The organism is Vibrio sp. Y10_XG_PY6 (assembly GCF_024181795.1).
Lineage (GTDB): Bacteria > Pseudomonadota > Gammaproteobacteria > Enterobacterales > Vibrionaceae > Vibrio > Vibrio diabolicus.
The window spans coordinates 15,903-42,380 of the sequence record NZ_JAMZAQ010000002.1 but is presented as its reverse complement, the minus strand read 5'-3'; the positions used below and the strand labels follow the sequence as shown (position 1 = coordinate 42,380).

Annotated in this window: 25 protein-coding genes and 1 other RNA gene; 16 read left to right on the top strand and 10 right to left on the bottom strand. The window is 45.3% G+C overall.

The features are described from left to right. The first annotated feature begins 6 nt into the window (after positions 1 to 6). The 4 genes from ssrS (at position 7) to serA (ending at position 3,012) form a co-directional block, all read left to right on the top strand. Positions 7 to 191, top strand: a non-coding RNA gene (gene ssrS / locus NL644_RS08535) — 6S RNA. A 5-nt stretch (positions 192 to 196) separates the two neighbouring features. Further along, positions 197 to 796, top strand: a complete 600-nt coding sequence (locus NL644_RS08530) for a 5-formyltetrahydrofolate cyclo-ligase (RefSeq protein ID WP_253658313.1) — start codon at positions 197 to 199, stop codon at positions 794 to 796. 53 nt (positions 797 to 849) lie between these two features. Then, positions 850 to 1,506 (top strand): ribose-5-phosphate isomerase RpiA, encoded by a 657-nt coding sequence (gene rpiA / locus NL644_RS08525; protein ID WP_005380982.1) that lies wholly within the window; start codon positions 850 to 852, stop codon positions 1,504 to 1,506. Between the two features lie 273 nt (positions 1,507 to 1,779). Next, positions 1,780 to 3,012: a phosphoglycerate dehydrogenase gene (gene serA / locus NL644_RS08520; protein WP_005393937.1), complete on the top strand. Its 1,233-nt coding sequence runs from the start codon at positions 1,780 to 1,782 to the stop codon at positions 3,010 to 3,012. A 60-nt stretch (positions 3,013 to 3,072) separates the two neighbouring features. On the opposite strand, the gene NL644_RS08515 is transcribed toward serA, so the two are convergent. Then, on the bottom strand, positions 3,073 to 3,765 hold the full coding sequence (locus NL644_RS08515; RefSeq protein WP_005393939.1) for an oxidative stress defense protein: 693 nt from the start codon (positions 3,763 to 3,765) through the stop codon (positions 3,073 to 3,075). A 227-nt stretch (positions 3,766 to 3,992) separates the two neighbouring features. Then, positions 3,993 to 4,889 carry a LysR family transcriptional regulator ArgP gene (locus tag NL644_RS08510; RefSeq protein WP_253658312.1) on the bottom strand — a complete coding sequence of 299 codons (897 nt, stop codon included), beginning with the start codon at positions 4,887 to 4,889 and terminating at the stop codon, positions 3,993 to 3,995. Between the two features lie 146 nt (positions 4,890 to 5,035). On the opposite strand from NL644_RS08510, the gene NL644_RS08505 reads away from it, so the two are divergent. Continuing rightward, on the top strand, positions 5,036 to 5,665 hold the full coding sequence (locus tag NL644_RS08505; protein WP_012841398.1) for a LysE/ArgO family amino acid transporter: 630 nt from the start codon (positions 5,036 to 5,038) through the stop codon (positions 5,663 to 5,665). Positions 5,666 to 5,684: 19 nt separating this feature from the next. After that, positions 5,685 to 6,167: a YbaK/EbsC family protein gene (locus tag NL644_RS08500; protein WP_074191803.1), complete on the top strand. Its 483-nt coding sequence runs from the start codon at positions 5,685 to 5,687 to the stop codon at positions 6,165 to 6,167. 46 nt (positions 6,168 to 6,213) lie between these two features. Here NL644_RS08500 and mscS read toward each other — a convergent pair whose 3' ends face one another. The 5 genes from mscS to NL644_RS08475 form a co-directional block, all read right to left on the bottom strand. Further along, positions 6,214 to 7,080 carry a small-conductance mechanosensitive channel MscS gene (gene mscS, locus NL644_RS08495; RefSeq protein WP_005393946.1) on the bottom strand — a complete coding sequence of 289 codons (867 nt, stop codon included), beginning with the start codon at positions 7,078 to 7,080 and terminating at the stop codon, positions 6,214 to 6,216. Positions 7,081 to 7,514: 434 nt separating this feature from the next. Further along, entirely contained in the window at positions 7,515 to 8,591 is a 1,077-nt protein-coding gene (fbaA, locus tag NL644_RS08490) for a class II fructose-bisphosphate aldolase (protein WP_005393947.1), read from the bottom strand. Between the two features lie 154 nt (positions 8,592 to 8,745). Then, the gene (locus NL644_RS08485) at positions 8,746 to 9,906 is read right to left on the bottom strand and encodes a phosphoglycerate kinase (RefSeq protein ID WP_005393948.1); all 1,161 of its coding nucleotides are present in this window, start codon (positions 9,904 to 9,906) and stop codon (positions 8,746 to 8,748) included. A gap of 153 nt (positions 9,907 to 10,059) precedes the next feature. Further along, the gene (gene epd / locus NL644_RS08480; protein WP_006743084.1) at positions 10,060 to 11,097 is read right to left on the bottom strand and encodes an erythrose-4-phosphate dehydrogenase; all 1,038 of its coding nucleotides are present in this window, start codon (positions 11,095 to 11,097) and stop codon (positions 10,060 to 10,062) included. A gap of 131 nt (positions 11,098 to 11,228) precedes the next feature. After that, positions 11,229 to 13,187: a ligand-gated channel protein gene (locus NL644_RS08475; RefSeq protein ID WP_104970965.1), complete on the bottom strand. Its 1,959-nt coding sequence runs from the start codon at positions 13,185 to 13,187 to the stop codon at positions 11,229 to 11,231. 140 nt (positions 13,188 to 13,327) lie between these two features. On the opposite strand from NL644_RS08475, the gene NL644_RS08470 reads away from it, so the two are divergent. Then, complete coding sequence (locus tag NL644_RS08470; protein WP_006743086.1) at positions 13,328 to 14,221, top strand: LysR family transcriptional regulator; 894 nt, start codon at positions 13,328 to 13,330, stop codon at positions 14,219 to 14,221. Positions 14,222 to 14,315: 94 nt separating this feature from the next. On the opposite strand, the gene tkt is transcribed toward NL644_RS08470, so the two are convergent. After that, positions 14,316 to 16,310, bottom strand: coding sequence for a transketolase (tkt, locus tag NL644_RS08465; RefSeq protein WP_005393956.1), 1,995 nt, complete (start codon positions 16,308 to 16,310; stop codon positions 14,316 to 14,318). 315 nt (positions 16,311 to 16,625) lie between these two features. Here tkt and metK point away from each other — a divergent pair, with 315 nt between their 5' ends. The 8 genes from metK (at position 16,626) to ruvX (ending at position 23,355) form a co-directional block, all read left to right on the top strand. Beyond that, the gene (metK, locus tag NL644_RS08460; RefSeq protein ID WP_005381027.1) at positions 16,626 to 17,780 is read left to right on the top strand and encodes a methionine adenosyltransferase; all 1,155 of its coding nucleotides are present in this window, start codon (positions 16,626 to 16,628) and stop codon (positions 17,778 to 17,780) included. 402 nt (positions 17,781 to 18,182) lie between these two features. Next, positions 18,183 to 18,980, top strand: coding sequence for a DUF2189 domain-containing protein (locus NL644_RS08455; protein WP_005393959.1), 798 nt, complete (start codon positions 18,183 to 18,185; stop codon positions 18,978 to 18,980). 68 nt (positions 18,981 to 19,048) lie between these two features. After that, the gene (locus NL644_RS08450) at positions 19,049 to 19,546 is read left to right on the top strand and encodes a SprT family zinc-dependent metalloprotease (protein ID WP_012841396.1); all 498 of its coding nucleotides are present in this window, start codon (positions 19,049 to 19,051) and stop codon (positions 19,544 to 19,546) included. 150 nt (positions 19,547 to 19,696) lie between these two features. Beyond that, positions 19,697 to 20,392 (top strand): deoxyribonuclease I, encoded by a 696-nt coding sequence (endA, locus tag NL644_RS08445; protein WP_047008832.1) that lies wholly within the window; start codon positions 19,697 to 19,699, stop codon positions 20,390 to 20,392. A gap of 116 nt (positions 20,393 to 20,508) precedes the next feature. Beyond that, a complete protein-coding gene (rsmE, locus tag NL644_RS08440; RefSeq protein ID WP_114323649.1) occupies positions 20,509 to 21,240 on the top strand; it encodes a 16S rRNA (uracil(1498)-N(3))-methyltransferase in 732 nt (243 codons plus the stop codon). Positions 21,241 to 21,253: 13 nt separating this feature from the next. Beyond that, entirely contained in the window at positions 21,254 to 22,204 is a 951-nt protein-coding gene (gshB, locus tag NL644_RS08435; protein WP_006743090.1) for a glutathione synthase, read from the top strand. Between the two features lie 127 nt (positions 22,205 to 22,331). Then, the gene (locus NL644_RS08430; RefSeq protein ID WP_005381020.1) at positions 22,332 to 22,895 is read left to right on the top strand and encodes a YqgE/AlgH family protein; all 564 of its coding nucleotides are present in this window, start codon (positions 22,332 to 22,334) and stop codon (positions 22,893 to 22,895) included. Positions 22,896 to 22,929: 34 nt separating this feature from the next. After that, a complete protein-coding gene (gene ruvX, locus NL644_RS08425; RefSeq protein ID WP_005381017.1) occupies positions 22,930 to 23,355 on the top strand; it encodes a Holliday junction resolvase RuvX in 426 nt (141 codons plus the stop codon). A gap of 61 nt (positions 23,356 to 23,416) precedes the next feature. Here the strand turns inward: ruvX and NL644_RS08420 are convergent, their stop codons facing one another. Next, positions 23,417 to 24,523, bottom strand: coding sequence for a PilT/PilU family type 4a pilus ATPase (locus NL644_RS08420; RefSeq protein WP_006743091.1), 1,107 nt, complete (start codon positions 24,521 to 24,523; stop codon positions 23,417 to 23,419). 30 nt (positions 24,524 to 24,553) lie between these two features. Beyond that, on the bottom strand, positions 24,554 to 25,594 hold the full coding sequence (locus NL644_RS08415) for a type IV pilus twitching motility protein PilT (RefSeq protein ID WP_005381015.1): 1,041 nt from the start codon (positions 25,592 to 25,594) through the stop codon (positions 24,554 to 24,556). A 28-nt stretch (positions 25,595 to 25,622) separates the two neighbouring features. Here NL644_RS08415 and NL644_RS08410 point away from each other — a divergent pair, with 28 nt between their 5' ends. Further along, positions 25,623 to 26,324, top strand: a complete 702-nt coding sequence (locus NL644_RS08410) for a YggS family pyridoxal phosphate-dependent enzyme (RefSeq protein WP_005393975.1) — start codon at positions 25,623 to 25,625, stop codon at positions 26,322 to 26,324. The last annotated feature ends 154 nt before the right edge of the window (positions 26,325 to 26,478 follow it).

Here is a 26,478-nt window from a genome sequence, read left to right as displayed (position 1 = left end):
ACAAAATTTACCCTGGGGTGTGCGTCAGCAGGATTTAAGTCCCTGAGCCGATAAGCAATACCTAAGGGTTAGTATTTGGTAACTATTGAGCAAGCTCGGCATGCACCGAGAAGCCTACGGTTGTCATTGCTGATCCGCCTTGAACCAGCTGGTTCAAGGGCCACAATCCTCAACGGCACCCTGGGGTATTCTCTCTATGTCAGACCTCTCTCGACAAGACTTCCGCAAACTGATTCGTGAAAAGCGCAACGCATTGTGTAGCGACACGCAATTCCAAGCGGGGATCGACCTTGTCACTCAGTTCTCTCAACTTCCTGAAATCCAGCAAGCACAGCATATTGCTATTTATCTTTCTGCTGACGGTGAACTTGATACCAAGCCGCTCATTGAGTGGTTGTGGCAACAGGGAAAATCGGTTTATCTACCTGTCATCCATCCGTTTGCCAAAGGTCAGTTACTGTTTCTTCTGTACGTAAGTGATGATCAATTGGTCTACAACAAATACGGCATCTTAGAGCCCAAACTGGACATCCGCCATCTCAAGCCCGTTCGTCAACTTAATATCATTTGTACACCTTTGGTTGGATTCGACAGCATCGGCCACCGCTTAGGCATGGGCGGAGGGTATTATGACCGTACCCTGTCTCATTGGTTTATAACCGGAGAAGGTGCCAAGCCTGTTGGTATCGCTCACGACTGCCAACATGTAGAACGCTTACCAATCGAAAGCTGGGACATTCCATTACCTAAGATCGTGACCCCAAGCCGAATATGGCAATGGGAAAGTGGCAAGTAAGCCGCTATAATCACGCCCGCAAACGTTAACGAACATCTATTCAGGAGATTGGCATGACTCAAGATGAAATGAAAAAAGCGGCTGGTTGGGCAGCACTAAAATATGTTGAGAAAGGCAGCATTGTCGGTGTTGGTACTGGCTCTACCGTGAATCACTTCATCGATGCACTAGGCACTATCAAAGACGATATTAAAGGTGCAGTGTCTAGCTCTGTCGCTTCAACTGAGCGCCTTAAAGAGCTTGGTATTGAAGTATACGAGTGTAACGACGTAATGAAGCTGGATGTGTATGTTGATGGCGCAGACGAAATTAACCCAGCACGTGAAATGATCAAAGGCGGCGGCGCGGCTCTGACTCGTGAGAAAATTGTCGCAGCAATCTCTGATAAGTTTGTATGTATTGTTGACGGCACCAAAGCAGTTGACGTACTAGGTCAGTTCCCACTACCTGTAGAAGTGATCCCAATGGCACGCTCTTACGTCGCGCGCGAATTAGTAAAACTGGGCGGTGACCCGGCTTACCGTGAAGGCGTTGTGACTGACAACGGCAACGTAATTTTGGATGTACACAACATGCAGATTACTAACCCGAAAGAAATGGAAGACAAGATCAACGGTATCGCGGGTGTGGTGACTGTGGGTCTTTTTGCTCACCGTGGTGCTGACGTCGTAATCACAGGTACACCAGAAGGCGCAAAAATTGAAGAATAAATAACAGCTCAAATCGACCTATCTGGTTCACTTTTCTGTTATTTCATTACATACGGTGCTGCAAGGCACCGTTTTTTATTCCTTTCTCTAAGAAAATTATCTCTTATTCCGTAATTTTCTTACCCAAAGCAATTTTTTTTTGTTACTTTATTGAACAGAAGACGCACAAGGAAACGTTTGTCCTCCTACAAAACTATCAATTATCCCCTTTTTAATAGTTTTGCCCAATGTGCGCCACATTAGCCCACCTTTCCATTTTAAGGACGAGAAAAAATGGCCAAAGTTTCACTGGAAAAAGAAAAGATTAAGATCCTCTTGTTAGAGGGACTCCACCCTTCTTCAGTTGAAGTTCTTCAAGCAGCTGGTTATACCAACATTGAGTACCATAAAGGTTCCCTTCCGGAAGAAGAATTGATTGAAGCGGTTAAAGACGTGCACTTCATCGGTATTCGCTCCCGTACGAACCTATCCGAAGAGGTAATCAATGCGGCGAATAAACTGGTTGCAATTGGCTGTTTTTGTATCGGTACTAACCAAGTAAACCTAGACGCAGCAGCAAAACGCGGCATTCCTGTGTTTAATGCACCGTTCTCTAACACACGCAGTGTGGCTGAGCTAGTGCTTGGTCAAATCCTACTACTTCTGCGTGGCATTCCTGAAAAGAATGCGCTTGCACATCGCGGTATTTGGAAGAAAAGTGCTGACAACTCTTACGAAGCACGTGGCAAACGTCTTGGCATTATCGGATACGGCCACATTGGTACGCAGCTAGGTATTATTGCCGAAAACTTAGGTATGCGCGTTTACTACTACGACATCGAGAACAAGCTGTCCCTTGGTAATGCGACGCAAGTACATACTATGAGTGAACTACTAAACAAGTGTGACGTAATTTCTCTACACGTTCCTGAAACGCCAGAAACAAAAAATATGATGGGTGAAGCTGAGTTTGCTCGCATGAAGCCAGGCTCAATCTTTATTAATGCAGCACGCGGCACTGTCGTGGATATTCCAGCGCTTTGCCATAGTTTAGAAGCAGGTCATATTGCGGGTGCAGCGATTGATGTATTCCCAACAGAACCAAAAACGAATGCCGACCCGTTCGAATCTCCTTTGCAGAAGTTCGATAATGTCATCCTCACTCCACACGTTGGTGGCTCAACGCAAGAAGCACAAGAGAACATCGGTGTTGAGGTCGCAGGAAAACTGGCGAAGTACTCTGACAACGGCTCTACGCTTTCAAGCGTAAACTTCCCAGAGGTGTCACTGCCAGAGCACGGTGGTGAGTGCTCTCGCTTGCTTCACATCCATAAAAACCGTCCTGGTATTCTTACTCAGATCAACACCATCTTCGCGGAAGACGGTATTAACATTGCCGCACAGTACCTACAAACAGCCGCTGAAATCGGCTACGTGGTGATCGATGTTGAAACCGAGCGCTCAGAAGAAGCACTAGCGAAACTGAAAAGTATTGAAGGCACTATCCGTGCTCGTATCCTTCACTAATTTGTGAAGCAGAAATAACAAAGGCAGGGAATACCCTGCCTTTTCTTTTTGCACCCTGCCTTATTTCAGCTTGTAAATCACGTCAACTTGATCGCGAATAATCATGGTAGAATCCTGGTAGCTGTTTGCCCCTTCTTTACTGTCCATCGCCATCGAGCGCATTAGAACTGGCTGAACGTGCATCTGTCTGTAATTGATCTGCCAGACATCACCCAACTTTTTCTCAAAGCCAGTAGCCAGTGACGCTGCTTTTTCTCGCGCATCTTGGATAGCCGCCATGCGTGCCTTTTGCTGATACTCAGCCTGGTTGCTTACCTTAAGTTGAATATTATCAACCTGATTAATCCCTGCTTCTAACGCCATATCGAGGTACTGGTTTAGGTTTTTTAGATCCGTAACCGTCACATCAATGCTACGAGAAGCGCGATAACCAACGAGCTCTGCTTTGCCTGATTTAGGGTAGTGGTATTGAGGCGCAAGGTATAAATTCGAGCTGGTAACATTGTCTTTTGATAAGCCAGCATCGGATAGATTTTTCAGAAATTGCTCAACGGTTTTGTCAACTGACTGCTTGGCCTGTTCAGCAGTCATTGTCGTATCTACCACTTTCACAGAAAACGTCGCCATATCTGGTGTAGCAATAACTTCACCATAACCCGTCGTCGTTACGTGAGCAAATTCAGGCGAGTTCGCCAACACTGAAGCACTAGTAAGGCTGAGTGCAGAAGCCAGCAAAAATGAATACAGTCTCATTCAATAAATCCATCCATACAAAAATAAAGTACTTACTCTCAGCAGAAAGGCTCAAGATTCAGACAAAACTATCACTACTGAGAAAGTGTATGGTTTCATAATAGAAACTTCTGTCGATTATCCAAGCACTCAGAATGACTTCTAACACAACTTTGACTATGTAACATTGGCGTAATTTTTCAACGAAACACTCTATCGGCAATGAACCCATCGCTGTGACAATGAACTTATTGAGGTAAGTGTCGCTGAGCATACCCGACTATCGCGTGTGAGATTTCTTGTAGAACCCCCGTTTCCAGTTGCCAATGATGCCAATAAATCCGATGGGACATTAAAAAACCGGGAGTAACATCAACCAACGCGCCACGCTCTAGCTCGTCGGTAATTTGCAAACGAGGGATTAAGCAATAGGCTACACCAGCTAACGCCACTTTTAGAAACGCTTCAGAGCTGCTGATGTTATGGTGAATGACGCTATCAGGGCTGACATTGAAATGCTCGGTAAGAAAGGTTTTATGTAGGTCATCATATTGATCATACGAAACGGCCGGCGCCTTGGCCAAAGTCTGGTTATTGACGCCTTGAGCAAAGTAACGCTGATAAAACTCCGGACTCGCGACACAAACGTAATCAACACGTCCCAAGTAATCCGCTCTACAGCCAGGTATCGGCTGGGATTCTAAGCTGATCGCCCCCGTCACTTCGCCACTTTTTAGCTTTTCGATGGAACGAGATTCACCGTAGATAGTGAGTTTGAGTTCAACTTGACGCTGCTTCATGACATCTTGCAGTGCAGGCAGTAGCCAAGTAGCAAGGCTATCAGCATTGGTCGCCAAAGAGAGTTGTACAGGTCGAGTACTGGTATCATTCTTGAGTTCGGGCAGAATTTCATGCTCGAGTAAGCGCACTCGACGATAAAGGCCTAATAACTTTTTACCAATCGGCGTTGGCTTGGGTGGTTGACTACGAACCAAAACGGGTTGTGCAAGAAACTTCTCTAATTGTTTAATACGTTGAGAAATCGCTGATTGCGAGACAAATAAATGCTCAGCTGCACGCTCAAAGCTCCCCTGATAAACCACGGCATCTAATGCCTCAATCCATTTGTAGTCCAACCCTATCATCCTACTCTTCCTCTCCTGATAAAACACCAACCCTTAAATTAGCTTGGCTAATATAATATTAAAATCATTAATTATACTTATTTAGATAAACTCTTTATCTTTCACTCTTCTGAGAATTTATTGGTTATTTTGAAGTGAGGTGAAGTGTGAGCTTGTGGGTTCTATTGCAAGGGTTTGGTTTAGGGGCATCAATGATCATTCCGATCGGCGCACAAAATGCGTATGTCTTAAATCAAGGCATAAAGCGCAATCATCACCTGACGACTGCCACTATTTGTAGCATCCTAGATATGATCTTCATTTCTCTAGGTATCTTTGGTGGTGGTGCGATTTTGTCTCAAAATGAAATCTTGCTAACATCGGTGACGCTTGGTGGTATTGCCTTCCTGAGCTTTTATGGATTACTGTCACTTAAGAGTGCGTTTAAGTCAGACAGTGAGTCAGAATCAAAAGGTGAAGTCGTCGCTCGTGGTCGTCGAACGGTCATATTAGGCGCGTTAGCCGTCACAGTACTTAACCCACACTTGTACTTAGATACAGTCGTTATTCTGGGCTCTATTGGTGGGCAGTTTGAAGGCCATGACCGAATTGCTTTTGCACTAGGTACGATGATGGCTTCCTTTGTTTGGTTCTATACCTTGTCGATAGGAGCCGCAAAACTAGGCCCTACCCTATCAAAGCCAAGAGTGAAAAAAGGCATCGACATCGCGGTCGCAGTAATGATGTTCACGATAGCGTATATTTTAGCTAGCGAACTTATTGAAAAGTACTGGTAATCAACAGGACAACATAGACATGGAGTCACTAAAGCGTATCTATGATATCAATAGAGAGCGACTCAACGCGCTCTCTATTCCTTTTCGGGAATGGCAGCATGAAGCCATCTTAGACTTTGACACGGATATAAGAATTGCGTCCGAGCTTGGATGGACAGGCACGCACACCAAAAGCCTCTTCTTAAAACTTAAAGGGCAAGGCTACGCAATTTATCTAACAGAAAAAGACTCTCGCCTCGATGCCAAACAAATAAAGGCCGTCACAGGTAAACGCCCCTCAATTTGTGACGACGATGAAATGGTCGAAGTGTTAGGTTGTTTGCCTGGAGCGGTATGTCCGATTGGCTTACCTGAATATGTCACGCTCATTGTTGATACAACCCTGTATCAACACGAAGAGTTGCTCTATACGCCAGGGTTGCCTGAATTCACCTTTGGCTTTGCCGGTAAACATCTAAAACGTCTATTGCTTGCCGGTAATCACATTCTTTATGAGATATAAAAAAGCGAGGCCAATTGGCCTCGCTTTCGAATATCTACCGCTTGTATTAAGCGTCGATTTTGTTCAGATGAACATCCATTTGTGGGAATGGAATTTCGATACCATTTTCATCCAATGCTTCTTTAATACCTTGCATTGCATCAAAGTATACGCCCCAGTAATCTGCAGTTTTCACCCATGGGCGAACCACAAAGTTTACTGAAGAGTCTGCCAGTGTAAGTACACCGATTGTGATGTCAGGATCTTTCAAGATACGCGGATCTTTTTCTAGCGTCTCGCGAATTACTTTCTTCGTTAGTTTAAGATCCGCTTTGTATGACACACCAATCACTAAGTCGACACGTCGCGTTGCATGACGAGAGTAGTTAGTAATTGCACCACCGATTACTGACGAGTTAGGCACAACAACCATCTTGTTGTCTGGTGTTTTTAGAACAGTTTGGAAGATTTGAATTGCTTCAACACTACCCGCTACACCGCCAATTTCTACGTAGTCGCCAGATTTGAATGGGCGGAACGCAACAATGAGTACACCAGCTGCAAAGTTTGATAGTGAACCTTGTAGCGCAAGACCAACAGCAAGACCTGCCGCACCGATTACAGCCACGACTGAAGCGGTTTGAACGCCTAATCGACCAAGAGCGGCGATAAGTACAATTACAAATAGCAAGTAACGAACAAGACCGTGAATAAATTCAACGACAGCCTTATCCATGTTTTTCTTTTCTAGTACTTTAGAAACACTACCAGCGACTGCTTTAACGATAATATTACCGATAAACAGAATAAGCAGCGCAGAGATAATGTTCACACCGTACTGAACCAGTAGATCTGAGTTGTTTGTCAGCCAAGTTTCAGCCTGAGTTAGACCATCCGTTAAAGTGGTATCGATACCCACCGATTCACCTGCCATAATTCTTATCCTCAAAAATAAAGATATATAAATCCAATTGCCGTTAATTTATGAACCTTGTTTTTTAAAGGCTCTTTTCTAAAACAACATCCCTATTGCCCCACTGAACAGTGTCAGATTTTTGGCACAATATCCCAACTTTGACTTTTTTCAAAGTCAGAGTTTCGCAAAGATATGCAAAACAAGACTTTATCAGAGTTTTCTGATATTGGCTTGTTACAGGTTACGCAATGCACTCTTATTTCGCCACTCCTATGACTGATATTCCTATGTTTTTATTTAAAAACGTTAAAGGGGGAACATCCCACCAGAAAATACAACCTGACGCATAAAGATATCAATAGGAAAACAGGGAAAGAAACATAGGGGCAAAATGATAGACATAAAAAAACCCGCTCAAAAAGCGGGTTTTTAAGTAACTTAATCAGTAACGATTATAGTACGTCAACTGCGTTTAGGTCAGCAAATGCTTGCTCTAGACGAGCTACCATTGAAGCTTGACCAGCACGTAGCCATACGCGTGGATCGTAGTACTTCTTGTTTGGTGCATCTTCACCAGTTGGGTTACCGATTTGACCTTGTAGGTAATCGTGGTTTTCAGCTTCGAACTTACGGATACCATCCCAAGTTGCCCACTGTGTATCAGTATCGATGTTCATTTTGATAACACCGTAACCGATAGACTCACGGATTTCTTCTAGAGAAGAACCTGAACCACCGTGGAATACGAAGTTTAGAGAGTTCGCTGGAAGACCGAATTTCTCAGAAACGTGCGCTTGAGAATCACGTAGGATAGTTGGAGTTAGAACAACGTTACCTGGCTTGTACACGCCGTGTACGTTACCGAAAGATGCTGCGATAGTGAAACGGTGGCTGATTGCGCTTAGTTTCTCGTATGCGTATGCAACGTCTTCTGGAGAAGTGTATAGCTCAGACGCATCCATATCAGAGTTGTCTACGCCGTCTTCTTCACCACCAGTACAACCTAGTTCGATTTCTAGAGTCATGTTCATTTTAGCCATGCGCTCTAGGTACTTAGCAGAAATCTCGATGTTCTCTTCTAGAGACTCTTCAGAAAGGTCGATCATGTGAGAAGAGAATAGTGGCTTACCAGTTTGCGCGAAGTACTCTTCACCAGCGTCTAGTAGACCGTCGATCCAAGGAAGTAGTTTCTTAGCAGCGTGGTCAGTGTGTAGGATTACTGGTACACCGTAAGCTTCAGCTACAGCGTGAACGTATTTCGCACCAGCAACAGCACCTAGGATTTGAGCTTCTTGACCTTCAAGTTTTAGACCTTTACCAGCAAAGAAAGCAGCGCCACCGTTAGAGAATTGAACGATAACTGGAGCTTTAACTTTTGCAGCTGCTTCAAGTACTGCGTTTACAGAGTCAGTACCCACACAGTTTACTGCTGGAAGTGCAAAGCTGTTTTCTTTTGCAACTTCAAATACTTTCTGAACGTCATCGCCAGAGATAACACCTGGTTTTACGAAGTCGAAGATCTTAGACATGGATGTAATCCTATTTATCTGTCGTTTTTAAACAAAACTTGTTAAGTTGAAAATCTTGCAAACGTTTGCTCACAACTGAGGCTATTCTAGCAGAGTTCCTCACACGTTGCAGCAAACAAGAAAGCGGGAGAATCACTCCCCCGCTTTGCTTTAATTACTTAGCGCGTGCTTCTAGCATTTCTACTGCTGGAAGAACTTTACCTTCTACGAACTCAAGGAAAGCGCCGCCACCTGTAGAGATGTAAGAAACGTCAGCTTTGATACCGAACTTGTCGATAGCTGCTAGCGTGTCACCACCACCTGCAACAGAGAAGCCTTCAGATGCTGCGATAGCTTCTGAGATACCTTTAGTACCTGCTTCGAAGTTCTTGAATTCGAATACGCCTACTGGACCGTTCCATAGGATAGTCTTCGCGTTCTTAAGGATTTCTGCTAATTCAGCTGTTGAATCTGGGCCAAGGTCGAAGATCATGTCGTCGTCTTGTACTTCAGAAACGTGTTTAATTTCTGCTTCTGCGTTTTCGTCGAATGCTTTCGCACATGCAACGTCAGTTGCTACTGGAATTGCACACTCATCCATTAGCTTCTTAGCAGTGTCGACTAGATCCGCTTCGTATAGAGACTTACCAACGTTGTGGCCAGCAGCTGCGATAAATGTGTTAGCAATACCACCACCAACAACTAGTTGGTCAGCGATTTTAGATAGAGACTCAAGTACAGTTAGCTTAGTAGAAACTTTTGAACCACCTACGATAGCAACCATTGGACGAGCTGGGTTGTCCATTGCTTTACCTAGCGCTTCAAGCTCGTTTGCTAGAAGAGGGCCAGCACAAGCGATAGGTGCGTGCATACCAACACCATGAGTTGACGCTTGAGCGCGGTGAGCCGTACCGAATGCATCCATTACGAATACGTCACATAGTGCTGCGTATTTCTTAGATAGCTCTTCGTCGTTTTTCTTTTCGCCTTTGTTAAAGCGAACGTTTTCTAGAACAACAAGTTCACCAGCGTTTAGCTCTAGGCCATCTAGGTAGTCTTTTGCTAGCTTAACTTCACAATCTAGTGCGTCGTTTAGGTAGTTAACAACTGGTTGTAGAGAGAACTCTTCAGCGTATTCACCTTCAGTTGGGCGACCTAGGTGAGACGTAACCATTACTTTAGCGCCTGCTTCTAGGCAGTGCTTAATAGTTGGAAGAGATGCGATGATACGTGCATCTGAAGTTACTTTACCGTCTTTTACTGGCACGTTTAGGTCAGCACGGATAAATACACGTTTACCTGCAAGATCCAGGTCAGTCATCTTGATTACAGACATGATGTGTCCTCTCAAATATTGATAATTAAAGTTTTTGAAAACTCGGCAACCCTGCCAAGCCTGTTAATTCTTCAAACTGGTTATAGATGATATGGAGATATCATGGATTTATTTCAAGGCTTGAAATAAAAATTCTCCATCACTTCTTCGTCATTACTGCTCCACTTGAGAAGAAGCTTGCATTGCTAAGGCAGTATCCAGCATCCGGTTAGCAAAGCCCCATTCGTTGTCGCACCAAACGAGCATTTTTACGAGTTGCCCGTTACTCACTCTAGTCTGGCTTCCATCTACAATCGCACTATGGGGGTCGTGGTTAAAGTCGATGGAAACGAGTGGCGATTCAGTATAGTCAACAATGTTACGTAATGTACACTGAGATGCGTTAACAATGGTTTGATTTACGTCATTAACTTTCACATTTGTATTAATTGTGACACTTAAATCCATTGCGGTGACGTTAACGGTTGGGACACGAACAGAAATTGCTTCGAATTTGTTGGAAAATTTCGGGAAGATTCTTTCAATCCCCTTATGCAACTTGGTGTCAACCGGAATAATAGATTGGCTAGCAGCGCGGGTACGGCGTAGATCGTTATGGTACGCATCGATTACTTGCTGATCGTTCATGGAAGAGTGAATCGTGGTAATGGTACCGGACTCAATACCGAAGGCTTCGTCTAACACTTTAATGATGGGAACGATACAGTTGGTAGTACAAGAGCCATTGGAGACAACACGGTGCTCGTCTTTCAGAGTTTCGTGGTTCACACCATAGATAATCGTATTATCTATGTCGTTTGCGCCCGGGTGTGAAAACAGCACTTTCTTCGCGCCAGCTTCTATATGCGCTTGCCCATCGGCTTGCGAACCAAACACGCCAGTGCAATCCAAGACAATATCGACTTCTAAATCGCGCCAAGGAAGTAGTTCGAGTTCAGAGAGGTGAAGAATGCGAATAGAGTCATATTCGCCGCTGTCATGATGAACATGCAAGTGTTCTTGGTCGTGGGAGATTTTTTTACCGAAGCGACCATGACTAGTGTCATATTGCAGTAGGTGCGCCATCGCTTCTGGCTGCGCTAATTCGTTAACCGCCACAACCTTGATCTGCTGATGTTTTCCGCTTTCATATACGGCTCGCAGAACATTACGACCTATACGTCCAAATCCATTGATCGCAACCTTTAGCATTTATCCTTCGCCCTACCAAAAATTTCGTGTCACAGATACTACCTGATCAGGCTGAAAAACGCACCTGTTGAATCATAGTAAAGCAGGATTAAAAAAGGCCGAGACAATGCTCGGCCTTATTACAACAATAATTAAAATGCGACGTCTAAACCTAACCAGTAGCGACGACCATCTTCGACATATCCGTATTCTTCGTAACTGATTTCCTCATCCAGCAAGTTATAGATCGCGCCTTTAATACGAGTATTATCGGTTAACTGGTATGTCACACCAGCGTCCACAAAGGTATAAGCAGGCTCTACGATACTGTTTCTTGATGGGCCAGTAACCGGATCCATTTCTTTACCTCGGTAAGTTACTTTAGCCCAACTTTCTAGATCTGTTGTTGTTTGCCAAGTTACATCCACATTAAACAGATGCTTTGGTAGCTGCTGCAGCGGCATGCCTTTGTATTCACCTGTTTTTTGCTCTGAGTCAGTAAATGTGTAGCTCGAGCTGAGGTAAATGGTTTCCGTTAATGGCGATGCTAAAGTCGCTTCAATACCTTGTGTGACCGCTTCGTCCACGTTAATGCGGTACGTTGGATCTGCACCCCATTGGTTTGGTCCATCTGTACAGATGGTATCTGGGCAAACAACACGTGTGATCTTGTCTTTGAACTCATTATGGAACGCAGTCAAAGAGACATCTAAACCAGAGTCACCTTGATACAAGACACTGATTTCTTTGTTTAGCGACGTTTCAGGGTCAAGGTCTGGGTTACCGTAGATATTACCGCCGCCACTGACTTGCGCCCAACCAGGAGTAATTTCACGTAATTGCGGAGAACGGAAACCTGTTGCCACGCCACCTTTCACAGTCCAAGACGGGTCAACTCGCCATACACCATAGACACGCGGACTAAAGTGCGCGCCATAGTTTTCGTCATGATCTAGACGACCACCAAGCGTAACGCTAAACGGATCGGCGACTCTCCATTCATCTTCAATGAAAACAGCCCACTGCGTATTCGATGTTTCGGTCTTCGATGACGCTTTGTTGGAGGTGAAATCCTCAAGCTCTGCATGAGTGGCGTCCACACCAGTCGTCAACGTATGGTTTCCAATACCAGTCACCAAGCTCGATTTGAACGTGGTGTTGGTGATCGTCATCTCACGAGATTTGTTCTCGCTCTCTTCACGTTGTAAGTAAGTATCTGAGATGCCAACCGAGTCCCAGTCGCCATTGTGACTTAGCGTTACATAATTACGACGATATTCGTTGAGTGAATCCTCACAACCTCTTCGGCAACCCGTCGTTGGTACGGAAAGGCCAACGTTACCGCGACGACTTTGTGCCGATGTGCCACCCTCTAGTTGCACAGAATGGCGGTCATTAATCTGGTAGGTCAGTTTTGAAGAGATACTTTGCATATCTTTATCTTCATAACCGTATTCAATATCGTCTTCTTCTCTTGCGGTATACTGACCGTATACTTGGAGAGATAGATTTTCGGCTAGCGGCCCATTGACGAAGAAATTCGCGCTCTGCTCTCCGCCCGAGCGACTGTTTTCTTGCAGAACCGTGCCTAACTGAACATTACCTGTCCACTCCATCGCGTCTTTTCGCGTGATCACGTTAATTACACCACCAATCGCATCAGAGCCATAAAGCGTCGACATTGGACCACGGATAACTTCAATTCGCTCAATCGCTTGAAGAGGGGGTAACCAGCCTTGTTCGATACCAGGGCCGTCACTATTTGGGCGAGTTTCACGTGTGCTTTGACGTTTACCATCGACCAGTATCAAAGTGTATTTAGAACCCATACCACGGATACTGATATCGGTAGTGTCACCACCACCTGTTACGACGACACCAGGCACACTTTTTAGTGCATCAGTCACATCGCGGTAATAACGAGAGTCCAACTCCTCACGCGAAATCACACTAATACTTGCAGGCGCGTCCGCTTGAGATTGCTCATAACTTGATGCAGTTACAACCACTGTTTCCATTTTAGAAACCGCATCATTGGCAAACACATGAGGGACACTGACGAAGGCTAAAATACCAGTTGCAGTAATAACTGGCAGTCTAAGAGTAGACATCTACATCTCCATAATTGATAATGATTATTATTTTCGAAAGTGAATTATTCACAAATAGAATGAGATGCATAGTGAGAGTTATGGAACGGTTCTTCCCATTTATGGAACCCGTGCATAACGCAGTAAGGAGTTAATGAAATATGCACGACTTAGCATCAATTCGAGCCTTTGATGCGCTCAATCAGCATAAGAGTTTGACCGCCGCTGCCAAGGCCCTTAACCAGCCTAAATCAACGCTGAGTCGTCGCTTAGCACAATTAGAAGAAGATTTCGGTCAGGCTCTCACCGCAAGACAAGGTAACCGATTAGTTCTGACAAGGGCGGGAGAAATTTTTGCCCACTACAGTCGCCAGATTCTTGAGCTAAGTGAAGAGAGTTATGACGCACTTCAAGGTTTAACAAACCAAGTTTCAGGGCCGCTGCATATTGTTTGTCACACAGCATTAGTTAGAAGTTGGCTAGGAGGTGTGCTCAACGGCTTTCTTGCCGATAATCCTGACGTTAGGGTTCAACTTACCAGTGACTTTTCTGAAGCGCACCATGACCCAGATTTGTTCATCTGGCTCGGTGAGCGTAAAGATCTCGATTGGCGCAAAGAGGTATTAGGCTCATTTCGTTACACGCCCTTTGCCTCTCCAGCTTATCTTGAACAACACGGTTCGATCCTGCACCCCAAAGAGCTTGAAGCGCATCCGTGGATCGATTTTGGCTCGGTACAAGAAAATGGATTGATGCTCACACACCCTCAACACGGTGAGTTCTTTTTAGAGCCATTTGTGAGTCGCTTATACAGCGACAACATCGCAATGCAGATCGACAGCATCGCGAATGGTCATGGTATTGGACTGTTGCCAACTTGGACAGCAAGCGGCTACGAGAAACATCATCCGGGTCGAATCACACCTTGCTTAGAAGGTTGGCTTTCAGAGCCCATCTCCATTAACTGCTATACGCCTGCAGGAAGACCACCACTGCGCTTATCCGTACTTTTAGACTGTATTCACCAAAGCATTCCACAAGGTTGGAAAACCTGACAAAAAACAAAAAAGGCCATCGCAATGATGGCCTTTTCAACTTTAGTATCTAACAGTCGTCCTTTACGTTCGGACTATTGAGACAATCTAGCAGTTACGCTAGCAATTCTTTTGCTGTGTTCACTACGTTTTCAGTCGTAAAGCCAAACATCTCGAATAGCTGACCAGCAGGTGCAGATTCACCAAATGTCGTCATGCCGATGATGCGACCGTCGAAACCAACGTACTTGTACCAGAAGTCTGCGATGCCCGCTTCGATAGCGATGCGTGCCGTTACGTCTGATGGCAATACTGCTTCACGGTAAGCGGCGTCTTGTTTGTCGAATGCATCTGTTGATGGCATTGAAACCACGCGCACTTTCTTACCTTCTGCTGTTAGTTGAGTCGCAGCTTCTACTGCTAGCTCAACTTCAGAGCCTGTTGCGATAAGGATAAGCTCTGGCTTGCCTTCACAATCTTTCAGGATGTAAGCACCTTTCGCGATGTTCGCTACTTGCTCAGCTGTACGATCTTGTTGCGCTAAGTTTTGACGAGAGAAGATAAGTGCTGTTGGTGCATCTTTACGTTCAATCGCTAGTTTCCATGCTACGGCAGACTCAACCTGGTCACATGGACGCCATGTGCTCATGTTTGGCGTTACGCGTAGAGATGCCATTTGCTCAACAGGTTGGTGAGTTGGGCCATCTTCGCCAAGACCGATCGAATCGTGCGTGTACACTTGGATATTCTGAATTTTCATCAGCGCAGCCATACGCATTGCGTTACGAGCGTATTCCATGAACATTAGGAATGTCGCACCGTAGGGAACGAAACCACCGTGCAATGCGATACCGTTGATGATAGCGGTCATACCGAATTCACGTACACCGTAGTGGATGTAGTTGCCAGAGAAGTCATCCGTTTCTAGAGACTTAGAACCAGACCACATGGTCAGGTTAGAAGGCGCTAGGTCAGCAGAACCACCCATAAACTCAGGAAGCATTTGACCAAACGCTTCTAGTGCATTTTGCGATGCTTTACGTGATGCAATGTTCGCTGGGTTTGCTTGAAGATCAGCAATGATTTGGTTCGCTTTTTCTTCCCATTCCGCTGGAAGTTCGCCGTTTAGACGACGTTTAAGCTCTGCTGCTTCTGCAGGGTAAGCTGCTGCGTATGCTTCGAACTTTTCATTCCAAGCCGCTTCTTTCGCTGCACCTGCTTCTTTTGCGTCCCACTCAGCGTAAACATCTGCAGGGATTTCAAATGGACCGTACTCCCAACCTAGGTATTCGCGAGCCGCTTGAATCTCATCGTGACCTAATGGCGCACCGTGACAGTCGTGCGAACCAGACTTGTTAGGAGAACCGAAACCGATAATTGTTTTAGTACAGATTAGAGTCGGGCGAGGATCCGCTTTAGCCGCTTCAATCGCTGCGTTGATTGCTTCAGGATCGTGACCGTCTACCGCTGGGATTACGTGCCAGCCGTAAGCTTCGAAACGCTTAGGTGTATCGTCAGAGAACCAACCTTCAACGTGACCGTCGATAGAGATACCGTTGTCATCCCAAAACGCGATCAGTTTGCCTAGACCTAGCGTACCTGCTAGAGAGCATGCTTCGTGCGAGATGCCTTCCATCAGACAGCCGTCACCCATGAACACATACGTAAAGTGGTCAACGATGTCGTGACCTTCTTTGTTGAACTGTGCCGCTAGTGCTTTCTCTGCGATAGCCATACCAACAGCATTAGTGATGCCTTGGCCAAGAGGACCCGTTGTTGTCTCGATACCAGGCGCGTAACCGTACTCTGGGTGACCTGGGGTTTTTGAGTGCAATTGACGGAAGTTTTTCAGATCGTCAATAGATAGCTCATAACCGCTTAAGTGCAGTAGAGAGTAAATAAGCATTGAGCCGTGACCGTTTGACAGCACGAAGCGGTCGCGGTCGGCCCACTCTGGGTTTGATGGGTTGTGGTTTAGGTGAGAGCGCCAAAGAACTTCAGCGATATCAGCCATACCCATTGGTGCGCCTGGGTGGCCTGAGTTAGCTTGTTGAACACCATCCATGCTTAGAGCACGAATTGCATTGGCAAGATGTTTACGAGACGACATGTCTGCTCCTGAGTACATTAAGCGAAACGAAAAGTAGGTCATAATTCTCTCAAAGCCCTGTTGGGTGTGCAAACGTTTTCCAGTCCAAAACCTCACAAATATTGCACCTTTCGCGCCAAATCGTTCGAAGTTCTTAAAATTATCAATAAATCAGGCAAACGTTTGGTTATAACAAAAACCAAAAAAGAGCTTGTAATTCGAGCAATCAAATTTAGAATAGACGTCTAGATGTAGATACACCTACAAAAATTAGTATTAATTTGCGCTGGAGAGTTTATCATTCCCCAGTTTTAAACCAGATATAGTGGAGCTAACATGGCTAAGCACCTGTTTACTTCTGAGTCAGTATCAGAAGGTCATCCAGATAAAATTGCAGACCAGATTTCTGATGCGGTTCTTGACGCGATTCTAGAGCAAGATCCAAAGGCTCGTGTTGCATGTGAGACTTACGTTAAAACCGGTATGGTAATGGTGGGTGGTGAAATCACGACTTCAGCATGGGTAGACATCGAAGAGTTAACTCGTGAAACCGTTCGTGAAATAGGCTACGTACATTCAGATATGGGCTTTGACGCAGATTCTTGTGCGGTACTAAACACAATCGGTAAACAGTCGCCAGATATCAACCAAGGTGTTGATAAAGCTGACCCTAAAGAACAAGGTGCAGGCGACCAAGGCATCATGTTTGGTTACGCTTGTAACGAAACTGAAGTACTAATGCCAGCGCCAATTACTTACTCTCACCGTCTTGTTCAAAAGCAAGCAGAAGTTCGTAAAAACGGCACACTACCTTGGTTGCGTCCTGATGCAAAATCTCAGGTAACATTCCAATACGATCAAGGTAACATCGTTGGTATCGACGCGGTTGTTCTTTCAACTCAACACTGTGATTCAATCTCAACTTCAGACCTGCGTGAAGCGGTAATGGAAGAGATCATTAAACCAGTGCTACCTTCTGAGTGGATCAACAAAGAAACAAACTTCTTCATCAACCCAACGGGTCGCTTCGTAATCGGTGGTCCTATGGGTGACTGTGGTCTAACAGGTCGTAAGATCATCGTAGATACTTACGGCGGCGCAGCTCGTCACGGTGGCGGTGCGTTCTCTGGTAAAGATCCATCAAAAGTTGACCGTAGTGCAGCATACGCAGCACGTTACGTAGCGAAAAACATCGTAGCGGCTGGCATGGCTGACCGTTGTGAGATCCAACTTTCTTACGCAATCGGTGTTGCTGATCCAACGTCTATCATGGTGGAAACGTTCGGTACTGAGAAAGTATCTCACGACATCATCATTGAAGCAGTTCGTCAATTCTTCGACCTACGTCCATACGGCCTACAAGAAATGCTTAACCTTCTTCAACCTATCTACAAGAAGACAGCGGCTTACGGTCACTTCGGTCGTGAAGAATTCCCGTGGGAAGCGACAGACAAAGCTGCACTTCTACGCGATTTCGCTGGCATCAAATAATCAAGCCAAGCAAGAATCAATCAAGCCCTCGCCTATGGCGGGGGCTTTGTATTTTCAGCAACGTTTATCCAGCCATTTCAGCTCATACCGCCCAGCCCCACAAAGCAGTCCTGTTTCTCCCTCATTTTTATACCGAATAAATTTTAAGCAATTATTTGTAAATTATCCCATCTCCGCCAATAGTTAAAATATTGTTAATTCCAATTTAAATAGAGACGTCGGATGCTGGCGACTGTGGAAGCAACACTTAAGTAAAGACATGAGTCAGGCATCTTTATGGCCGATACCAAACTAAGCCAATGCTCAGATGTAAACTTGAAAAAGTCGCTTCAAGTTTGACTGAACAAAAACCGCTGTCAGTTGGTATAAGCGGATAATGTGGGAATAAATCAAGGAGGAGTTATGCCTCGAACTGTTAATCCATCGGACTTCCACAACAAGCGAAAGGAAGTGCCAGACAACGAATACGCCAGAACCATACCGTGCAATACGGTCAATCTTTCTGCACCTTTTCATTGGCTCGCATTAGGTCTGCATGATTTCGTGCGAATGCCGCTTATTAGTGCTTTCTATGGCATCTGTTTTATGGCAGCTGCGATAGGCATTGTTTTGCTCGTTCAGTGGCAAGGCACACACTTGGTCGTCATGCCCAGTTTGATTGTTTACATGTTAATCGGTCCGTTTCTCGCGCTCGGCTTGTATGATGCCAGTTGGGAGAGAGAGCGCGGACACAAAGCAAGCTTGTTCCATTCAATGAAAGCGATCGGTCGTAATTCAACATCTCAATGGGCATTCGCCGTGTTACTCGCAGTGTGTATGATATTTTGGATGCGTATTGCCGCTCTACTTCATGCGCTTTACCCTTCTGTTCAAGGGGCATCTTTAAGTGAGTTCCTCCCCTTCCTTGTCATCGGCTCTCTAGTTGGCTTTGTTTTGGCTTGTGTGGTGTTTAGCATTTCAGCCTTTTCTATTCCGCTCATGATGGAGCGTCGCGTAGACATGATGACCGCTGTATTTACTAGCTTTAATGCGGTGAAATCCAACATTCCAGCGATGATTGTTTGGGCGGCGATCATCTGCGGCGGTATTCTTATCGGCTTTGCAACGTACGGGATCGGAATGTTGTTTACCATGCCAATTCTAGGCTACGGTACATGGCACGCTTACCATGCCACCATCAAGAAAAAACACACTCCGTAATTAACTGATGCTATGATCTGGCCCTCGCGAATGCGGGGGCTTTTTTATTTGATTTATCGAGGTGAGTTGTGGATATAGAACTAAGCTATAAAGCCAAACAAGTGATGGCGGACTGCATCGCGATGGCAGAGCAAGCTTTCAAACGTTCTTTTCCTATTCCAACGGTCACCTTCAACGTCCGCGGAAAAGCGGCAGGAAAAGCCTACCTTCAATTAAATCAAGTTCGCCTAAACCCCGTTTTATTTCGCGAAAACACCCAAGCATTCTTAGATGAAGTCATTCCTCACGAGGTGGCTCACCTGATTACTTATCAGGTTTACGGACGAGTTAGACCTCACGGCAAAGAATGGCAAGGTGTCATGGAAGCCGTATTTAAAGTGCCCGCCAAAACCACTCACAGCTTTGAAGTAAAATCCGTTCAAGGTAAAACCTTTGAGTATCGTTGTGGCTGTATGACCTACCCTCTATCGATTCGCCGTCATAATAAAGTGCTGCGCAAAGAGGCGACGTACTCTTGTCAAAAATGCCGCCAACCACTTAACTTTACAGGCGTTCAATTATCGTAATCTATATCTCATAGTGTTACTTGCGTTCCCAAAATAAAGATCTAGTTTATCAAAACCTTCCCTTCGCCATTTATTGTTAACTTACTCATCACTAAAGCTATTTTATGCGTGTTATCATGAATAAAGTCATACTTTATAAAGACTTTAATCATGAAATACCTATTCTCTTTGTTACTTATCGCGCTTTCTAGCACTGCGGTTGCCGCGCCACCAAGCTCCTTCTCTGCCGCCAAACGTGAGGCGGTAAAAATTTATCAAGACCATCCAACGAGCTTTTACTGTGGCTGCAACATTCAATGGCAAGGCAAAAAAGGCTCCCCAGATTTAGCCTCTTGCGGTTACCAAGTCCGTAAACAGGAAAAGCGGGCCGCACGAATCGAATGGGAGCACGTTGTACCTGCGTGGCAATTTGGCCACCAGCGTCAATGCTGGCAAGATGGTGGACGTAAAAACTGCAAGAAAAAAGACAAAACCTTTCGCTTGATGGAAGCAGACCTGCACAACCTAACCCCTGCCATTGGTGAAGTAAACGGTGACCGTTCGAACTACAACTTTAGCCAATGGAACGGTATCGATGGCGTGAGTTATGGTCGCTGTGAGATGCAAGTGAACTTTAAGCAGCGTAAAGTCATGCCACCAGACCGTGCTCGAGGTTCGATTGCTCGTACCTACCTATACATGAGCAAAGAGTACGGTTTTAAATTATCAAAGCAGCAAACGCAGTTGATGAGTGCTTGGAACAAAACCTACCCAGTCGATAAATGGGAATGTGAGCGTGACGAGCGCATTGCCAAAGTACAAGGCAATCATAACCCATTTGTTCAAAAAGCCTGTCGTGCACTCTAGTGCTCCTCTACCTTGAAGCGTTTCAATAACTGATATTGAAACGCTTCTTGCCCCTTGTTTTTTCGGTGGAAAGCATCCATGTTAGGGTTTAAGTTTATTCTCTTGCTGGAAATCTCATGCGTATCCCTCGAATTTATCATCCAGAAACCATTCATCAACTTGGCTCACTTGCTTTAAGTGACGACGCAGCAGGCCATATTGGCCGTGTTCTGCGCATGAAAGAAGGCCAAGACGTTCTCCTATTTGACGGCAGCGGCGCAGAATTCCCAGCGGTTATCAGTGAAGTCAGCAAAAAGATGGTTTTGGTTAACATTACTGAGCGTGTAGAAAACAGTATTGAATCCCCTTTAGACCTGCACCTTGGTCAAGTTATTTCACGTGGCGATAAGATGGAGTTCACTATCCAAAAGTCAGTGGAACTTGGCGTCAATACCATCACACCTCTGATTTCCGAACGTTGTGGCGTCAAGCTTGACCAAAAGCGCTTTGAGAAAAAACTCGCGCAATGGCAAAAAATAGCCATCAGTGCCTGTGAGCAGTGTGGACGCAATGTCGTTCCAGAGATTCGTCCAATTATGAGCTTGGAAGAGTGGTGTAAAGAAGAGTACGATGGCTTAAAGCTCAATCTTCATCCTCGTGCTAACTACTCAATCAACACACTGCCAACACCGGTTGAAAAAGTGCGCCTACTGATCGGCCCTGAAGGCGGTTTATCGTCTGAAGAAATCGAGATGACTCGAGAATATCAATTTGAAGAAACGCTACTCGGCCCTCGCGTTCTGCGCACCGAAACAGCGGCTCTGACAGCAATTACAGCCTTACAAGTTCGTTTCGGCGATCTTGGTTAAACGGAGAAAAATAATGATCAAACTCGGCATTGTGATGGACCCAATTTCGTCCATTAACATCAAAAAAGACTCTAGCTTTGCCATGATGCTTGAAGCGCAACGACGCGGCTATGAAATCCACTACATGGAAATGAATGATCTGCATCTCGATCAAGGCGTTGCTATTGCAGATACTAAAGTGGTGGAACTAAAAGAAGATCCAAACGGTTGGTACGAGTTCAAATCAGAGCAAACGATCGAACTGTCTGAGCTAGACGCTGTACTAATGCGTAAAGATCCTCCGTTTGACACAGAATACATCTACGCGACTTACATCCTTGAGCGTGCAGAAGAACAAGGTGCACTGATCGTTAACAAACCTCAAAGTCTACGTGATTGTAATGAAAAACTGTTTACAGCGTGGTTCCCTGAGCTGACACCAACGACAATCGTGACGCGAAAAGCAGAGAAAATTAAAGAGTTTCGTGAAAAACATGGTGATGTCATCCTAAAACCGCTTGATGGTATGGGCGGCGCATCTATCTTCCGCGTAAAAGAAAACGACCCTAACGTCTCTGTAATCATCGAGACACTTACCAACCACGGTCAAAACTACGCAATGGCGCAAACCTTCGTGCCAGATATCAGCAACGGTGACAAACGTATCTTAGTCGTAGATGGTGAACCAATGCCTTACTGTCTAGCTCGTATTCCTGCAAAAGGTGAAACGCGCGGTAACCTTGCAGCTGGTGGCACAGGTGAGGCTAGACCACTAAGCGAGACCGATATTAAGATTGCTCAAACTGTCGCTCCGACACTGAAAGAAAAAGGTCTTATTTTTGTTGGCCTTGACGTAATTGGCGACAAGCTAACAGAAATCAACGTCACCAGCCCAACCTGTATTCGCGAAATTGAAGCGGCTTTTGACATCTCAATCACTGGCAAACTGATGGATGCGATTGAGCGTCGAGTAAAAGGCGAATAACTCAAACTGTATTACAGTTAATAGAGAGCGTAGTACATTAACTTAAGCAAACTCATGCACATACCTAGAGGTAAACTGTATGATGTTTGCTTAGGGGCATTTACGAGAGTTAAGGGTCAATATGAGTATGAATCTCACAAATCACTTTTTAGTTGCCATGCCTGGGATGAAAGATCCGTACTTTCAAAACAGCGTGATCTACGTTTGTGAGCACAACGAAGACGGCGCTATGGGGTTGATGATCAATGCTCCTGTTGATATCACCGTCGGCAACATGCTCAAGCAGGTGGAAGTTCAGCCGGTACACCCGCGTCTATTTGAAGCCAGTTTAGATAGACCAGTCTACAATGGCGGCCCAATCTCGGAAGATCGTGGTTTTATTCTGCATAAACCTAAAGATTACTACGAGTCCAGCGTCCAAATGACCGATGACCTCGCAGTAACCACTTCACGTGATATTCTTTCGGTGTTAGGAACAGAAGCAGAACCAAGTGATTACTTAGTGGCACTTGGCTATTCAGGTTGGAGTGCAGGTCAATTAGAAAGTGAACTGGTCGAAAACTCTTGGCTCACCATTGAAGCGACGCCTGAAATTATCTTTAATACACCAATCAACGAGCGTTGGAAGAAAGCGGTCGAAAAGCTGGGCATCGACCCAAGTCACCTTTCAGCAGACTCTGGACATGCTTAGTCCGAAATACAGTTACATTAGATAGAGACACCTTATGTCACGCACAATTATGGCTTTTGACTTTGGAACCAAAAGCATTGGTAGCGCTATTGGCCAAGAAATTACTGGTACGGCTTCCCCATTAAAAGCCTTTAAAGCCAATGACGGTATTCCAAATTGGGACGATATCGAAAAGCAAATCAAAGAGTGGCAGCCAGATTTGCTAGTGGTCGGTTTACCAACTGATCTTCATGGCAAAGACCTTGAGACCATAACCCCTCGTGCACGAAAATTTGCTAAGCGTCTGCAAGGCCGATACGGCTTACCTGTTGAACTGCATGATGAGCGATTATCTACAGCAGAAGCTCGTGCGGAGTTGTTCAGCATGGGCGGCTACAAAGCCCTATCGAAAGGGAATGTGGACTGCCAGTCAGCGGTGGTGATTCTAGAAAGCTGGTTTGAAGCCCTCTGGGGTGAATAAAACACAATACTCAAAACAAGAAAAGGTTGGCAAGTGCCAACCTTTTTTCGTCTAAACACGCTTAATCCATATCGATCTTAACGTTAGCAAGACTGCCCGTAGAGAATGCTTCGCCACGCTGTGTTTTCAACATCAAGCGCAAATCATTCGCCGAATCGGCACTGTGCAGCGCATCCTCTTCGCTGATCTTACCTTGCATCACCAACTTATAAAGAGATTGATCGAACGTCAGCATACCAAACTCATTTGAGCGAGCCATGGTTGACTTCAACTCATGCAAATCTCCGCGACGGATCAAATCAGATACTCGTGGGCTATTTAGCAAGATCTCAAATACACCATGGCGCCCCTGCCCATTCTTATCTCGGATCAGCTGCTGACCAACCACACCTTTTAGGTTCATCGACAAATCAAACAAGAATTGTTCTTTTTGATCTTTCGGTACCAAGTGAAGAATACGCTCTAAGGCTTGGTTGGCGTTGTTGGCGTGCAAAGTCGCCATACACAGGTGACCTGTTTCAGCGAACGTCATCGCGTATTCCATTGTTTCACGGCTACGGATCTCACCAATCAAAATCATATCTGGTGCTTGGCGCAGCGAGTTTTTAAGCGCAACTTCATAGCTTTCCGTATCTAACCCAACTTCGCGTTGAGTCACGATACAGCGCTTATGCTCATGCACGAATTCGATCGGATCTTCGACCGTCAAAATGTGCCCCGTCTTGTTGCTGTTTCGATAGCCCGTCATTGCCGCCATTGTGGTGGACTTACCTGACCCAGTAGCACCAACCACCAGCACCAAACCACGCTTGGCTATCGCTAAATCTTGCAACACTAACGGTAACTTTAATTGCTCAAAGGTGGGAATATTGGTTTCAATACGACGAATCACCGCACCCGGTAATTCCCGTTGAAAAAAAGCACTAACACGGAAGCGGCCACAATCTCTCACAATGGCAAAATTCGATTCACGACTTTTACGAAATTCCTGACGCCGATCTGGCTCCATAGCACTGTCGAGTAATGCAGCCACATCACTCTCGGTGAGTTTTTCACCTTGAGGTCGCAATTCGCCATCCACGCGAAACAAAATTGGCGCACCAACCGTGATGTACAGATCCGACGCTTTCAGCGCCAGCATACCTTCGAGAAATTTATTTAGATCCATCTTCCGTATTCACCATTATCTGTATGAGCGTTACGAGAATTGCTGCACTTCTAACCCGATCTTACTATCGACCTCTTCACGAGCGACCATACCTTGTGCCATTAACTGACGAGCATTTTGCTCCATGGTTTGCATGCCGTGAGCCGCACCAGTTTGAATGATCGAATACATCTGCGCGACTTTGTCTTCACGGATCAAGTTACGAATCGCAGGCGTTGCCATCATGATTTCATGGCATGCAATACGGCCACCACCATTACGTTTCAATAATTTTTGTGCGATAACCGAACGAAGGGATTCAGAAAGCATCGAGCGCACCATATCTTTATCACTACCAGGGAACACATCGATAATACGGTCAATGGTTTTTGCCGCCGAGCTGGTGTGTAACGTGCCGAACACTAAGTGCCCCGTTTCCGCTGCCGTTAACGCAAGGCTGATGGTTTCTTTGTCACGCATCTCACCAACCAGAATGACATCCGGGTCTTCACGTAATGCGCTGCGCAGTGCGTTTTGGAAACTATGCGTATCACGGTGTACTTCACGCTGGTTGATCAAACATTTATTGTTGTTGTGAACAAATTCAATCGGATCTTCAATTGTGAGTACGTGCTTGTTGTGATTACGGTTAATGTAGTCAACAATGGCTGCTAAGGTCGTCGATTTACCAGAACCTGTTGGGCCAGTAACCAGAACTAAGCCTTTTTCAGCGTTCGCAATTTTTTTGAAGATCTCGGGAGCTTCCAGCTCTTCCAAAGTTGGAATGCTACTTGGAATGGTACGGAATACTGCCGCACAGCCACGAGATTGGTTGAAAGCGTTGACACGGAAACGACCAACGTTATGCAACTCAAAAGAGAAGTCGACTTCGAGTTTTTCTTCGAACTCACTGCGTTGGGCATCGTTCATGATTTCGAAAACCAAACGATGCACTTCTTGGTGTGTAAACGCTGGAATGCCTAGTTTTCTCACATCCCCATCAATACGAACCATTGGTGGGACACCTGCAGAAAGATGTAGATCTGAGGCATTATGTTTTACACTAAAATCCAGTAACTCAGTGATATCCATTTAAAATCCTTAAGTCTAAAGTACAGCTATGAGTAGTATTCAACAAAATATTGAACATATCACCTCTCAAATTCGATATGACGAGCAAAAATGTGGTCGAACTCCAGAGTCAGTGCAACTTCTAGCGGTAAGCAAAACTAAACCTGTCGAGGCAATTCTCGAAGCCTACCAAGCGGGACAAACCGCCTTTGGTGAAAACTACGTCCAAGAGGGCGTCAGTAAAGTTCAGCACTTTGCCGAGCATTATCCAGATAATCGAATCGAATGGCACTTCATTGGCCCGATTCAGTCGAATAAATCGCGACTTGTTGCCGAACATTTCGATTGGGTTCACACCATCGATCGAACCAAGATTGCTCAACGCCTGAATGATCAGCGTCCCAATGAACTTAAACCGCTACAAGTTCTGATTCAGGTTAACACCAGTGGTGAGACATCTAAATCTGGTGTCACTGAAGCGGAAGTATTCGAGCTTGCGGAGTTGATTTCTCGCCTACCCAACCTCACTTTAAGAGGGTTGATGTCGATTCCTGCCAACGTGTCTGACTACGAATCACAACTTCATGAGTTTCAGAAGTTGGCCACATTGAAGCAAACACTCGAAGCTCAGTTCCCAGAAATCGATACATTATCAATGGGAATGAGTGGTGATATGACCGCTGCAATCGAAGCTGGTAGTACAATGGTTCGTATTGGAACCGCTATTTTCGGCGCGCGAGACTACAGCTAAATCAACAAAACGCTCACTAGCGACATAAATTCGTCGTTAAATTAAAGAGTAAATCGCGTAATCATCTTACTCGCCAATAGGAGCAGTAAGTAACAGCGGCGCCATTATACACCTGAGCGCACAACAAACTCTAAATATCATGATGGAAATCAGA

What these genes read in the sequence shown, in the direction of transcription:
- serA (WP_005393937.1), top strand. Translation starts at nt 1,780, where the DNA reads ATGGCCAAAGTTTCACTGGAAAAAGAAAAGATTAAGATCCTCTTGTTA.
- metK (WP_005381027.1), top strand. Translation starts at nt 16,626, where the DNA reads ATGGCTAAGCACCTGTTTACTTCTGAGTCAGTATCAGAAGGTCATCCA.
- NL644_RS08455 (WP_005393959.1), top strand. Translation starts at nt 18,183, where the DNA reads ATGCCTCGAACTGTTAATCCATCGGACTTCCACAACAAGCGAAAGGAA.
- NL644_RS08420 (WP_006743091.1), bottom strand. Translation starts at nt 24,523, where the DNA reads ATGGATCTAAATAAATTTCTCGAAGGTATGCTGGCGCTGAAAGCGTCG.
- endA (WP_047008832.1), top strand. Translation starts at nt 19,697, where the DNA reads ATGAAATACCTATTCTCTTTGTTACTTATCGCGCTTTCTAGCACTGCG.
- NL644_RS08415 (WP_005381015.1), bottom strand. Translation starts at nt 25,594, where the DNA reads ATGGATATCACTGAGTTACTGGATTTTAGTGTAAAACATAATGCCTCA.
- tkt (WP_005393956.1), bottom strand. Translation starts at nt 16,310, where the DNA reads ATGTCGTCTCGTAAACATCTTGCCAATGCAATTCGTGCTCTAAGCATG.
- mscS (WP_005393946.1), bottom strand. Translation starts at nt 7,080, where the DNA reads ATGGCAGGTGAATCGGTGGGTATCGATACCACTTTAACGGATGGTCTA.
- NL644_RS08515 (WP_005393939.1), bottom strand. Translation starts at nt 3,765, where the DNA reads ATGAGACTGTATTCATTTTTGCTGGCTTCTGCACTCAGCCTTACTAGT.
- NL644_RS08430 (WP_005381020.1), top strand. Translation starts at nt 22,332, where the DNA reads ATGAATCTCACAAATCACTTTTTAGTTGCCATGCCTGGGATGAAAGAT.
- epd (WP_006743084.1), bottom strand. Translation starts at nt 11,097, where the DNA reads ATGCTAAAGGTTGCGATCAATGGATTTGGACGTATAGGTCGTAATGTT.
- NL644_RS08470 (WP_006743086.1), top strand. Translation starts at nt 13,328, where the DNA reads ATGCACGACTTAGCATCAATTCGAGCCTTTGATGCGCTCAATCAGCAT.
- ruvX (WP_005381017.1), top strand. Translation starts at nt 22,930, where the DNA reads ATGTCACGCACAATTATGGCTTTTGACTTTGGAACCAAAAGCATTGGT.
- NL644_RS08475 (WP_104970965.1), bottom strand. Translation starts at nt 13,187, where the DNA reads ATGTCTACTCTTAGACTGCCAGTTATTACTGCAACTGGTATTTTAGCC.
- rpiA (WP_005380982.1), top strand. Translation starts at nt 850, where the DNA reads ATGACTCAAGATGAAATGAAAAAAGCGGCTGGTTGGGCAGCACTAAAA.
- NL644_RS08510 (WP_253658312.1), bottom strand. Translation starts at nt 4,889, where the DNA reads ATGATAGGGTTGGACTACAAATGGATTGAGGCATTAGATGCCGTGGTT.
- fbaA (WP_005393947.1), bottom strand. Translation starts at nt 8,591, where the DNA reads ATGTCTAAGATCTTCGACTTCGTAAAACCAGGTGTTATCTCTGGCGAT.
- NL644_RS08500 (WP_074191803.1), top strand. Translation starts at nt 5,685, where the DNA reads ATGGAGTCACTAAAGCGTATCTATGATATCAATAGAGAGCGACTCAAC.
- NL644_RS08410 (WP_005393975.1), top strand. Translation starts at nt 25,623, where the DNA reads ATGAGTAGTATTCAACAAAATATTGAACATATCACCTCTCAAATTCGA.
- gshB (WP_006743090.1), top strand. Translation starts at nt 21,254, where the DNA reads ATGATCAAACTCGGCATTGTGATGGACCCAATTTCGTCCATTAACATC.
- NL644_RS08485 (WP_005393948.1), bottom strand. Translation starts at nt 9,906, where the DNA reads ATGTCTGTAATCAAGATGACTGACCTGGATCTTGCAGGTAAACGTGTA.
- NL644_RS08530 (WP_253658313.1), top strand. Translation starts at nt 197, where the DNA reads ATGTCAGACCTCTCTCGACAAGACTTCCGCAAACTGATTCGTGAAAAG.
- rsmE (WP_114323649.1), top strand. Translation starts at nt 20,509, where the DNA reads ATGCGTATCCCTCGAATTTATCATCCAGAAACCATTCATCAACTTGGC.